Raw genomic sequence first — 12,151 nt, forward strand, 5'->3', positions numbered from 1 at the left:
GTGACAAGAGAGGGCTGTCGCACGGCGGTCGTGTGAGGGAGAAAGCCCACACGCAAGCCAAACACCGAGTCTATCAGGTCGGCTCGGCGATCCGTGCCTCGAGCGTGGCGAGCGCCACGTCGAGCACGGCGTTGAAGACCGCCGGCCGCATCGCCGTGACGAGATGGCTCGTGCGCGGCACGACCAGCAGCTCGGAGTCGGGCACGAGCGACGCGAACAGTCGCTCGTTCACCCGCAACTGGTCGAACTGGCCGTTCACGAACCAGGTCGGCACGTCGATGCGGCGCAGGGCCGCGAGCAGGTCGAGCACCGACAGGCTCCGCAGCGCCGCGTCCTGCGCGTCGTACGCGTAGCCGCCTGCGCCGAAGTCCAGTCGCGTCTCGGGCGGCAGCGTGCGGTCGAGCACGAGGTCGGCGAGCCACTGGCCGCGGCGGGGGAGCCGGTCGAGTCCGCGCGCGAGCGTGCGGTAGGCGGCGAGTCCGACACCCCTCGGCAGCGCGGTCGCCGACGCCGCGACGAACCCGTCCACCGGCGGCCGGTCCTCGTCGCCGACGTAGGCGATCGACAGCAGCCCGCCCATCGAATGCCCGACGAGCAGCACGGGGCCGTTCGCTGCGGCATCCCGCACGGCGGCGTCGATCGTCGCGAACGCGCCCTCGAGCGTGAAGGTCTCTGCCATGCGGACGCCGTGCCCGGGCAGCTCGACCGCGGTCGCGGGGTTGCCGCGCTCCGCCAGGTGCGCGAGCTGTGCGCGCCACATCGTCGCCGACGTGCGGATGCCGTGCACCAGAACCACCTGCACAGTCATGACGCCAGCCTACGAGGCCGCGCCGACACCCCCGGCAGCGGGACCGCCGGGTCCGCTCCTCACCTCGAGTCACTGCCCTCCCGCCGACTCACTGCGGTGCAGCACAGTGAGCGGGCACGAGGGCAGTGACTCGCGAGACGAGAGACCGACGCTCTGCCGCATCCTGCTAGGGAAGCGTGCGCACCTTGGCCTTCGAGCTCGTCGACGGGGCGGCCACGGCGGGGTCGGCGGGCACGAACACCGCGGTGTACGTGTGCGTCCCGCGACTGAGCGTGCCCAGGCGCAGGGTCGCCAGCCCGTCGTTCACCGCGCCGGTGCCGACGACTGCGCCGTCGGCACCGCCCTCGCGGAACTCGACCAGCCCCGACGGCGTGCCGCCGCTCTGCTGCACGTAGGCCACGAGCGTCGTGGGCAGGATCCTGTTGATGTGGATCGGCAGCACCGCGAGGAGCGTCGTGCGCGTCTTCGCCGCGGGGGCCGGCGCCGCCTCGATCGTCACCGGCACACGCACGACGGTCCCCGACGGCGATGCCGTGAGCGTCACCGTCGCCGCCCCCGCCGGCTGCGCGGCCGGGACCGTGACCGAGACGGCCGCGGCGCCGGCGCTCACCGGGATCTCGCCGAGCGCCGTGTCGCCGAGCGCGACCGCGAGCGACGTGTTCTCCGGCGCGCCGCGGCTCGTGAGGTTCAGCCCCGCCACCGAGAACGACAGCGTCTGCCCGGCGACGACCGAGGCCGGCACGCCGCTCACCTGCACCGCGTGCCGCGCGAACGAGGGCGCCACGGGGGAGTTGTCGGCGATGTAGTCCATCCACGCCTCGTAGTCGAGCAGGCCCGTGTCGACGACGTCGGCCCCCTCGGTGAACACGCGGAAGTTGTCGCCGCCGCTCACGAGGAACGAGAACGTGCCGATCCGGTACGAGCCGTCCGGGTCCAGCGGCGCCCCGTCGACCGTGACCGACGTCACACGCTGACCCTCGGGCAGGGTCGGGTCGAACGTGTAGCTCACGTTGTCCGACAGACCGAGCTGCAGGTAGGGGCGCTGGGGCACGTTGCCGTCGGCGTCGCGCTGCCACTGCTGCTCGAGCAGAGTCTTGAACTGCGCGCCCGAGAGCGTCACGAGTCCGAGCGTGTTGTTGAACGGCAGCACCGCGTTCGCCTGCGAGAACGAGATCGTCCCGTCCGGCAGGCCGGGCACGGCCGTGGGGCCGAACTCGGCCTGGGTGTCCCACAGCTCGTTGCGCAGGCCTCCCGGATTGGTGACGCCGATGGTGGCGCCGTTGGGCAGCACCGACAGCGAGTCGCGCAGCATGTTCGCGACGGTGTTGCCGAGCGCCGACTCCGAGGCGCGGTCGTCGCGCAGCCCGCCGGTCCAGACGCCGTTCACGAACGAGCCGCCCGAGAAGGCCGTCGTGATGTCGCCGGCGACCTCGCCGATCGCGGTGTTCCCGATCTCGGCGGCCGCGGCGATCGCGGCGGTCGTGATCTCGGCGACGGCCGCGACGCGCGGGTACTGCGCGATGAGGTCGGCCTGCGGCGTCGTGGTGCGCGGCACGTTCCGCTCGGTGTGCGCGGCGACCTCGCCGGTGTCGGGATCGACGGTCAGCGTGATCTCGCCGATCCGCTCGCCGTACGACCCGGTCTGCACCACCGGGCGGGTGCGGTCGGTGCCGGGGATCGGCGCCGACCACGCGTACTCCTTGTGCGTGTGGCCGGTGAAGATCGCCGACACGGCGGGGGACGTGTCGTTCACGAGGGTGGCGAACGGGCCGCCCGCGGCGAGCTCCTGCTCGAGCGTCGCGCCGTCCGGCGTGCCGGCGCCGGCGCCCTCGTGGTACAGGGCGACCAGGACGTCCGCCTCGCCGTTCGCGTCGTCGCCGTCGGTCAGCTGCGCCGCCACGCGGTTCACGGCCGCGACCGGGTCGCCGAACGCGAGGTCGACGATGCCGGCGGGCGACACGAGCGACGGCGTCTCCTCGGTGACCGCGCCGATCACGCCGACCGTGACGCCGTCGGCGTCGAGCAGCTCGTACTCGGGGAGCGCCGGCGTCTCGGTGCCTGCCAGGTAGACGTTGGCGCCGAGCTGCGGATAGTCGCTGGCATCCGTCACGCGGCCGGCGAGATCCTCCCAGCCGCGGTCGAACTCGTGGTTGCCGACCGCGGTGGCCTGCAGCCCGAGCGCGTTGAGCACATCGATCGTGGGCTGGTCCTGCGCGACCGACGACGCGAACAGCGACGCCCCGATGTTGTCGCCGCTGGAGAGGAACAGGACGGGCCCGGATGCCGCGTCCCTGAGCTCCTCGATCGTGCCGGCGAATGCGACCGTGTTGCCGTCGATGCGGCCGTGGAAGTCGTTGATCCCGAGCAGGGTCACCGTCACCGGATCGGCGGCGCTCGCCGCCGTCGGCGCGAATGACAGCCCGGCGACCGCGGTCGCGGTGCCGGCGAGCGCCGCGATCCACCGACGGCGACGGGAACGGGCGGGCAGGGCTTCGCTGGCGTTCATCGCATTCGTCTCCCGCGGACCGGGCGCGTGTCGAGCTCGCGCAGCTGACCGGCCGCCCTACGAGCTTCGCCTCCGACCGCGTGGATGGCAAGGGTCCGGACGGTGAACTCCTTCTCATCCGGGGCCGGGCCGGATCCGGCGCGGCTCGTCGTGGATGGCCGGTCGCGGCATCCGACCCGCATAGAATCGTCGGGACATGTCACCGCGCGCCCTCACGCCCCTCGAGCCGTCCGCGACGCCGCCGGAGCTCATCCGCAACTTCTGCATCATCGCCCACATCGACCACGGCAAGTCGACGCTGGCCGACCGCATGCTGCAGATCACCGGCGTCGTCTCCGATCGCGACATGCGCGCGCAGTACCTCGACCGCATGGACATCGAGCGCGAGCGCGGCATCACGATCAAGAGCCAGGCGGTGCGGATGCCGTGGGCCACCGACGCCGGCACCCACGCGCTGAACATGATCGACACGCCCGGCCACGTGGACTTCACGTACGAGGTGTCGCGGAGCCTCGCCGCGTGCGAGGGCGCGATCCTCCTCGTCGACGCGGCCCAGGGGATCGAGGCGCAGACCCTCGCGAACCTGTACCTGGCGCTGGAGAACGACCTCCACATCATCCCGGTCCTCAACAAGATCGACCTGCCCGCGGCCGATCCGGAGAAGTTCGCGCTCGAGCTCGCGAACCTCATCGGGGGCGACCCCGACGACGTGCTGCGGGTGTCGGGCAAGACCGGCATGGGCGTCGAGGCGCTCCTCGACCGCATCGTGCGCGACATCCCGGCGCCCCGCGGCGAGGCCGACGCGCCCGCCCGTGCGATGATCTTCGACTCGGTCTACGACTCTTATCGGGGCGTGGTGACGTACGTCCGCATGGTCGACGGCACGCTCAGCCCGCGCGAGCGCATCCAGATGATGTCGACGAAGGCCACGCACGAGCTCCTCGAGATCGGGGTCTCGAGCCCCGAGCCGACGCCCACGAAGGGGCTCGGCGTCGGCGAGGTGGGCTACCTCATCACGGGCGTCAAGGACGTCCGCCAGTCGAAGGTCGGCGACACCGTCACCAACGCGCGCAAGCCCGCGGCCGAGGCGCTCGCCGGCTACACCGACCCGAAGCCGATGGTGTTCTCGGGCATCTACCCGATCGACGGCAGCGACTACGCGGAGCTGCGCGAAGCGCTCGACAAGCTCAAGCTGTCGGACGCATCGCTGCAGTACGAGCCCGAGACCTCGGTGGCGCTCGGCTTCGGCTTCCGCTGCGGCTTCCTGGGCCTCCTGCACCTCGAGATCATCACCGAGCGCCTCGCGCGCGAGTTCGACCTCGACCTCATCACGACGGCGCCCTCGGTGATCTACGAGGTCACCACCGACACCGGCCAGACGATCACCGTCACCAACCCCAGCGAGTATCCGGACGGGCGCGTGGCGACCGTCTCGGAGCCGATGGTGAAGGCGGCGATCCTGACGCCGAAGGACTATGTCGGCACCGTCATGGAGCTGTGCCAGTCGCGGCGCGGTGCCCTCCTCGGCATGGAGTACTTCTCCGAGGAGCGCGTGGAGCTGCGCTACAACATGCCGCTCGGCGAGATCGTGTTCGACTTCTTCGACCAGCTGAAGTCGCGCACGCAGGGCTACGCCTCGCTCGACTACGAGCCCAACGGCCAGCAGGAGGCCGACCTCGTGAAGGTCGACATCCTGCTGCAGGGCGAGAAGGTGGATGCCTTCAGCTCGATCGTCCACCGCGACAAGGCATACGGGTACGGCACGATGATGGCCGAGCGCCTGCGCAAGCTCATCCCGCGGCAGCAGTTCGAGGTGCCCATCCAGGCCGCGATCGGCGCGCGCATCATCGCGCGCGAGAACATCCGCGCGATCCGCAAGGACGTGCTCGCCAAGTGCTACGGCGGCGACATCACCCGCAAGCGCAAGCTGCTGGAGAAGCAGAAGGAGGGCAAGAAGCGCATGAAGATGGTCGGTCGCGTGGAGGTCCCCCAGGAGGCGTTCATCGCCGCGCTCTCCGGCGACATCGAGACCAAGAAGTAGCGTCGTCCTACCATCGAGAGATGCGCACGCATCCGCTCTGGCGCCCGTACGGTCCGCCCTCGCTGGAGGAGATCGAGGCGGGCCGCGTCGCACCCGTGACCGACGTGACGCGCATGGAGGTCGTCGCCCCCGATCCGACCTGGCCGGAGTGGTTCGCGTCCGTGCGCGAGCGCGTCGCCGCCGCACTGGGGGAGCGCGCGCACTCGATCGAGCACGTCGGCTCCACCGCCGTGCCCGACCTCTGGGCGAAGCCGCTGATCGACGTCGACCTCGTCGTCGACGACTCCGCGGACGAGGACGCGTGGCTGCCCGACCTCGAGGCCGCGGGCTTCGTGCTCACCCGGCGTGAGCCGGACTGGCAGGAGCACCGGCTGCTGCGGGGCACCGCGCCGCGCACCAACCTGCACGTGTGGTCGACGACGGCGGAGGAGCCCCGGCGGCACGTGATGTTCCGGGACTGGCTGCGGACGCACCCCGCCGCCCGGGAGCGGTACGCCGCCGTCAAGCGCGACGTCGCCGCGGAGGGGCACACCGTCGAGATGCTCTACAACAACGCCAAGGCGTGGGTGATCTACGACATCTACGAGGAGATCTTCGCCGCCGATCCCGCGCACCCGCACGACCCGCATCCCCGCGTCGCGTCGTAGCGGACCGGGCCGGGCTCAGCCCAGGAGGTGCCGGAGGTAGCGCTGCGGGGCGTCGAGATAGCTGCGCCAGTGGCGCACGAGCTCCAGCTCCTGCCAGGCCGTCTCGCGCATGCCCCACTCGCCGAGCTCGAGCAGCCGCGCGCCGGGGAGCGCCGCGAGCACGGGGGAGTGCGTCGCGCACAGGACCTGACCGCCGTCGCGGGCGATGCGGTCGAGCGTGGAGATGAGCGTCAGCGTCGACTGGAACGACAGCGCCGCCTCCGGCTCGTCGAGGCAGTAGAAGCCGGGCGCGTCGAACCGCGTGTCGAGGATCGCGAGGAACGACTCGCCGTGGCTCAGCTCGTGGAAGACCGGCTCCTCGCGCGCGCTGGGGTTGTGCTCGAGGTACGTGTAGAACGAGTGCATCGTCTCGGCCCGCAGGAAGAAGCCCCAGCGGCTGCTGCCGACGCCGCGCTGCAGCTCGATCCACTCCGACAGCGGCGACTCGCTCGCGCGCGTGCTGTGCCGCGCGTGGCGCGAGCCGCCCTCGGGGGAGAACCCGTAGGCCAGCGCGATGCCCTCCAGCACCGTGGACTTGCCGGATCCGTTCTCGCCGACCAGGAACGTGACGCCGGGCGAGAGCTCGAGCCCCCCGTCGAGCAGCTGGGCGACGGCCGGCACGGTCGCCGGCCAGCTCCTGCGGTCGCCGACGCGCTCGTCGTGCACCCGCACGCGCGTCACGGGCGGCTGGGAGAACATCCCGCTCATGCGCCGAGTCTGCCATCCCTGCCGCCGCCGGCGTCCACCGATCGATCAGGCGGGCGTCATAGGCTGGGCTCTATGCGCCGCGGAAACTTCCAGGACGGCACGGTCGACTACGCCGCCGTCGGAGCGACCCACGCCCCCGACCTCATGCAGTACCCGCCGGAGCGGAGCATCCCGGCGGAGCAGTCGTGGCGGATCGGCAGCGGCGAGGAGCGCTTCCGCGCCGCCGGCGACGCCCTGCTGTCGTGGGGCGCGCAGCGCGGTGCGGGGCTCGTGCTGAGCGACATCCGCCCGGCCTCCGGCCCCGCGTACTCGGGCGTCGGCTTCGACCCCGAGGGCCACCCGATCGCCCCCAGCCGCTCCGACGTCGACCAGCACTACGACGCCGACGGCACGCCGCTGGTGGGCCCGGGCACCACGGTGCGCGTCGCCGGGCACTTCCGTCGCATGGATGCCGGCGGAGAGCTGCGCGTCATCTCGGTCGTCGAGGAGCCCCGCCGCGTCGGCTTCACGCTCGGGACGATCGGCGGCTCCGTGGTCAGCGGCGAGGAGTCGTTCGTCGTCGAGTGGCTCGACAACGACGAGGTGCGCTTCACGGTGCGCGCGTTCGACGCCCCGGTCGCCCGCGCCTACCGGCTGCTCCCGTTCCTGGTGCGCCGTCGCCGCCGCGAGCTGTTCACGCGGTACCTCCGCGCGATCTCGCCGCTGTACACGACCCCGGCCTGATGGGCGCCGCCCTTCCCCCGGGCGAGCCCGCGCCGCCGGACGGCGCCCTCCCGGACGACCTCGTCGTCGACCCGTCGACGCCGTTCAGCGCCTACGTCCACGTGCCGTTCTGCCGTGTGCGCTGCGGCTACTGCGACTTCAACACCTACACCGCGACCGAGCTGCGCGGCGCTCGGCGGGACGCCTACGCCGACGAGGTCCTGCGCGAGATCGCGCTCTCGCGCGCCGTCCTGGGCGAGCGCGGACCGCTCCGCCCGGCCGACACCGTGTTCTTCGGCGGCGGCACCCCGACCCTCCTGCCGCCGGGCGACCTCGCGCGCATGCTCGCCGGCATCCGTGACGCGTTCGGCCTCGCGGACGGCGCCGAGGTCACCGTCGAGGCGAACCCCGACACGGTGACGGATGCCGTCGCCCGCACTCTCGCCGACGCCGGCGTCACGCGGCTGTCGATCGGCATGCAGTCCGCCGTGCCGCACGTGCTCGCGGCGCTCGACCGCACGCACGATCCCGGCAACGTGCGCACCGCGGTCGCCGCGGCGCGCCGCGCGGGCCTCGACGTCAGCGTCGACCTCATCTACGGCGCGCCGGGCGAGTCGCTCGCCGACTGGAGGACCTCGCTGGAGACGGCCCTCGCGCTCGATCCCGACCACGTCTCCGCGTACGCGCTCATCGTCGAGGACGGCACCAAGCTCGCCCGGCAGATCCGTCGCGGCGAGCTGCCCGCCCCCGACGACGACCTGCAGGCCGCCATGTACGAGACCGCCGACGACGCCCTCACCGCGGCGGGCCTGCACTGGTACGAGGTCTCGAACTGGGCGCGCGACGACGCGCACCGCTCGCGGCACAACCTCGCGTACTGGCGCGGCTTCGACTGGTGGGGGTACGGCCCCGGGGCGCACAGCCACGTCGCGGGGCTGCGCTGGTGGAACGTCAAGCACCCCGCGGCCTACGCCGAGCGGCTCGCGGCGGCCGCCTCGCCGGCGGCGGCGCGCGAGCGGCCCGACGAGGCCGCCCGTCGGCTGGAGCGCGTGCTGCTGGAGTCGCGCATCGCCGACGGCCTCGCGGTGTCGGAGGTGGTCGGCGAGGGGCGGCACGCCGTGGCATCCCTCATCGCCGACGGACTGATCCAGGGAGCCGACGCCGTGCGCGGCCGCATCGTCCTGACCCGGCGCGGCAGACTCCTCGCGGATGCCGTGGTGCGCGCGCTGACCGCGTGACCCCCGCGGTAGGATTGGCACTCAGGGCAGACGAGTGCCAGCGAGGGAGGATCATGGTCTCGGAACGCGGACTGCAGGTCCTCCGCGCGATCGTGGAGGACTACGTCGAGACGCACGAGCCGGTCGGCAGCCGCTCGATCGTCGACCGTCACGCCTTCGGGGTGTCGGCGGCGACGATCCGCAACGACATGGCGCTGCTCGAGGAGGACGAGCTCATCACCGCGCCGCACACGTCGTCGGGCCGCGTCCCCACCGACAAGGGCTATCGCGTGTTCGTCGACCGCATCGCCGAGCTGCGGCCGCTGACCACCGCGCAGCGCGCGGCGATCGCGTCGTTCCTGAAGGACTCGGGCGACCTCGACGACCTGCTCGTGCGCACCGTCCGCGCCCTCACGAGGCTCACCGGCCAGGTCGCGATCGTGCAGTACCCGTCGTTCGCGCGCGCGAACGTGTCGCACGTCGAGTTCGTCCACCTGGGCGGCTCGCGCATCGTCGTGATCGTCGTGACCGACACCGGCCGCGTCTCGCAGCGCACCGCGCTGCTGCGCGGCGAGGTCGTCGAGTCCGACGTCGCCACCGTCAAGGCCACGATCGCCGCCCTCGTGACGGGCCGCGGCATCCGCGACGGCGTGCAGGCGATCGCCGATCTGCTCGCGACCCCCCGCTCCGGCGACCGCCTCGACGACGTCGTGCGCGCGGTCGCCCGCATCGTCTCGGAGGAGCTCGAGGAGTTCCGCAGCGACCGCCTCGTCATGGCCGGCAGCGCCACGCTCGCCCGACGCGAGTCCGACTTCCGCGGCAGCATCTCGCCGCTCCTGGAGGCCATCGAGGAGCAGGTCACGCTGCTGCGGCTCATGGGCGAGATGGTCGCCGACGAGCAGGGGCTCGCGACGAGCATCGGCCGCGAGAACGAGTCGTTCGGCCTGGCCGAGGCCTCGGTCGTCACGAGCGACTACGACGCGACCGGCGCGCACGCGCGCGTCGGCCTCCTCGGACCCACCCGCATGGACTATCCCAGCAACCTCGCGGCGGTCCGCGCCGTCGCGCACTATCTCAGCCGCCTGCTCGACGAAGACGAGAAGGCCCGCTGACACCGGCAGACCGCGCCCGGCAGGGCAGGAAAGGCAATTGTGGCTGACCACTACGAGGTTCTCGGCGTGTCGCGCGAGGCGACCCCCGACGAGATCAAGAAGGCGTACCGCCGGCTCGCCCGCGAGCTGCACCCGGACGTGAACCCGGGCGAAGAGGCGTCCGAGCGGTTCAAGCTCGTCACGCACGCCTACGACGTGCTCAGCGACCCCGAGCAGCGCGCGCGCTACGACATGGGCGGGGGCGACGGCGCGTTCGGCGGCGCCGGCGGCTTCGGCGGGTTCGGCGACATCTTCGAGACGTTCTTCGGCGCCGCCGGAGGCCAGCGCGGCGGCCGTCCGCGCTCCCGCCGCGAGCGCGGCCAGGACGCCCTGGTGCGCGTCACGCTCGACCTCGCCGACGTCGTCTTCGGCGTGCACCGCGACATCGAGGTCGACACCGCGGTGCTGTGCGAGACGTGCCAGGGCTCGTGCTGCCAGCCGGGCACGCAGCCGGTGACGTGCGACGTCTGCCACGGCAGCGGTCAGGTGCAGCGGACGGTGCGGAGCCTCCTCGGCAACATGGTCACCTCGCAGCCGTGCCCGAGCTGCCAGGGCTACGGCACGACCATCCCGTACCCGTGCGCGACGTGCCAGGGCCAGGGCCGGGCGCGCGCCCGCCGCACGGTGTCGGTCGACATCCCGGCCGGCGTCGAGACCGGCCTGCGGCTGCAGCTCCCCGGCTCGGGCGAGGTGGGCCCCGCCGGCGGCCCGAACGGCGATCTGTACCTGGAGGTCACCGTCGCCTCGCACGACACCTTCAGCCGCGACGGCGACGACCTGCTCGCGACGCTCGAGGTCTCGATGACCGACGCGATCCTCGGCACGACCACCACGATCGAGTCCCTCGACGGCGCGGTGCCGCTCGAGGTGCGGGCGGGAGTGCAGAGCGGCGACGTGCTCACGATCAAGGGCCGCGGCATCACGCCGCTGCGCGGCACGCAGCGCGGCGACCTGCGCGTCGGCGTGCACGTGGTGACGCCCACGCGTCTCGACGCGCGGGAGCGCCAGCTCATCGAGCAGTTCGCGGCGAAGACGAAGTCGCCGCCGCCGCACCTGGCCGAGTTCCACCAGGGCCTGTTCGCGAAGCTGCGCGACCGCTTCCGGAACGGCTGACCGGCGGATGCCGCTGCACTTCCTGGTCGACGCGCCGCTGCCCGCGCGACCCGACGGCACCGTCGTGCTCACCGGCGCCGAGGCGCACCACGCCGCGGCGGTCCGGCGGGTGCGCGTCGGCGAGCGGGTGGCCGTCGGCGACGGCGCCGGCGCGTGGGCGAGCGGCGAGGTCGAGTCCGTCGCCCCGAAGGCGGTCGTCGTCCGCCTCGCGGACGTCGCGGTGCTGCCCGCGCCGTCGCCGCGCGTGGTGCTCGTGCAGGCGCTCGCCAAGGGCGACCGCGACGAGCTCGCGGTGCAGGCGGCGACCGAGCTCGGCGTCGACGAGATCGTGCCGTGGCAGGCGGCGCGCAGCGTGTCGCGGTGGGCCCACGCGGCCAGAGGCTCCGCGCAGCGCGAAGCGATGCGTGGAGAAGGCCGTGGGGAGGACGCGGCCAGGTCGGCCAAGGGCGTGGCCCGCTGGAGCACGATCGTGCGCGAGGCGGCGAAGCAGGCCCACCGCGCGTGGCTGCCCGACGTGACGGCGCCGGCCGCGACGCGCGACCTAGTCGCCCGCGCGAGCGGCGCCCGGATGCTGGTGCTCGAGCCCACGGCATCCGCCCGGCTCTCCGACACGACGCTCGACCCCGCCGACCCGCGCGACGTCGTGCTCGTGGTCGGTCCCGAGGGCGGCATCGCGCCCGACGAGCTGACCGCGCTGCAGGATGCCGGGGCGACCCTCGTGCGGCTGGGCGACACGGTCCTGCGCACCTCGACAGCCGGCCCCGCCGCGCTCGCGCTCGTGAACGTGGGCCTCGGCCGCTGGTAGCGTTCACGCCGCCGCGCCTGTCGGGGGCGCCAACTAGACTGGGATGCCATGAGCGAGCCCTCGATCTTCACCCGCATCCTGAACGGGGAGATCCCGTCGGAGATCATCGCTCAGACCGACCGGCTCTTCGCGATCCGCGACATCGCGCCGCAGGCCCCCGTGCACCTCCTCGTGATCCCCACGTCGCAGGATTACCGCGACGTGGTCGAGCTCGCCGCCGGCGACCCGGGGCTGCTGGCCGAGCTGGTCGCGTTCGCCGCCGAGCTCGCGGCCGAGCACACCGACGGGCAGTTCCGGCTGATCTTCAACACCGGTGCCGCGGCCGGGCAGACCGTCTTCCACGTGCACGCCCACGTCCTGGGCGGCGGGCTCGCAGAGGGGACGCTCGGTGGCTGACGATACCGACGGCGACCG

The 12,151-nt window shown here is 72.8% G+C and carries 10 protein-coding genes and 1 pseudogene; 8 read left to right on the forward strand and 3 right to left on the reverse strand.

What is annotated here, in order from left to right; genetic code table 11:
• Window positions 1-73: 73 nt before the first annotated feature.
• Complete coding sequence (locus WML84_RS00810) at window positions 74-808, reverse strand: alpha/beta hydrolase (RefSeq protein WP_347344256.1); 735 nt, start codon at window positions 806-808, stop codon at window positions 74-76.
• A gap of 166 nt (window positions 809-974) precedes the next feature.
• Window positions 975-3,191: pseudogene (locus tag WML84_RS00815) on the reverse strand (5'-nucleotidase C-terminal domain-containing protein); the annotation flags it as partial.
• 319 nt (window positions 3,192-3,510) lie between these two features.
• On the opposite strand from WML84_RS00815, the gene lepA reads away from it, so the two are divergent.
• Together lepA and WML84_RS00825 are read left to right on the forward strand one after the other, a co-directional pair.
• Window positions 3,511-5,355 (forward strand): translation elongation factor 4, encoded by a 1,845-nt coding sequence (gene lepA / locus WML84_RS00820; protein ID WP_347344257.1) that lies wholly within the window; start codon window positions 3,511-3,513, stop codon window positions 5,353-5,355.
• Between the two features lie 20 nt (window positions 5,356-5,375).
• Entirely contained in the window at window positions 5,376-6,002 is a 627-nt protein-coding gene (locus WML84_RS00825) for a GrpB family protein (protein ID WP_347344258.1), read from the forward strand.
• 15 nt (window positions 6,003-6,017) lie between these two features.
• On the opposite strand, the gene WML84_RS00830 is transcribed toward WML84_RS00825, so the two are convergent.
• Entirely contained in the window at window positions 6,018-6,740 is a 723-nt protein-coding gene (locus WML84_RS00830) for an AAA family ATPase (RefSeq protein ID WP_347344302.1), read from the reverse strand.
• An 81-nt stretch (window positions 6,741-6,821) separates the two neighbouring features.
• Here WML84_RS00830 and WML84_RS00835 point away from each other — a divergent pair, with 81 nt between their 5' ends.
• The 6 genes from WML84_RS00835 to WML84_RS00860 are packed head-to-tail and all read left to right on the forward strand — an operon-like array spanning window position 6,822 to window position 12,133.
• The gene (locus WML84_RS00835; RefSeq protein ID WP_347344259.1) at window positions 6,822-7,472 is read left to right on the forward strand and encodes a DUF1990 family protein; all 651 of its coding nucleotides are present in this window, start codon (window positions 6,822-6,824) and stop codon (window positions 7,470-7,472) included.
• Window positions 7,472-8,689, forward strand: coding sequence for a radical SAM family heme chaperone HemW (gene hemW / locus WML84_RS00840; RefSeq protein WP_347344260.1), 1,218 nt, complete (start codon window positions 7,472-7,474; stop codon window positions 8,687-8,689). The genes WML84_RS00835 and hemW overlap by 1 nt, the downstream gene beginning before the upstream one ends.
• A gap of 53 nt (window positions 8,690-8,742) precedes the next feature.
• Entirely contained in the window at window positions 8,743-9,780 is a 1,038-nt protein-coding gene (gene hrcA / locus WML84_RS00845; protein ID WP_347344261.1) for a heat-inducible transcriptional repressor HrcA, read from the forward strand.
• Between the two features lie 39 nt (window positions 9,781-9,819).
• Window positions 9,820-10,932, forward strand: coding sequence for a molecular chaperone DnaJ (gene dnaJ / locus WML84_RS00850; RefSeq protein WP_347344262.1), 1,113 nt, complete (start codon window positions 9,820-9,822; stop codon window positions 10,930-10,932).
• Window positions 10,933-10,939: 7 nt separating this feature from the next.
• A complete protein-coding gene (locus WML84_RS00855; RefSeq protein ID WP_347344263.1) occupies window positions 10,940-11,737 on the forward strand; it encodes an RsmE family RNA methyltransferase in 798 nt (265 codons plus the stop codon).
• Window positions 11,738-11,785: 48 nt separating this feature from the next.
• The gene (locus WML84_RS00860; RefSeq protein ID WP_347344264.1) at window positions 11,786-12,133 is read left to right on the forward strand and encodes an HIT domain-containing protein; all 348 of its coding nucleotides are present in this window, start codon (window positions 11,786-11,788) and stop codon (window positions 12,131-12,133) included.
• Window positions 12,134-12,151: the final 18 nt, after the last annotated feature.

Source organism: Microbacterium sp., assembly GCF_039812165.1.
Lineage (GTDB): Bacteria > Actinomycetota > Actinomycetes > Actinomycetales > Microbacteriaceae > Microbacterium.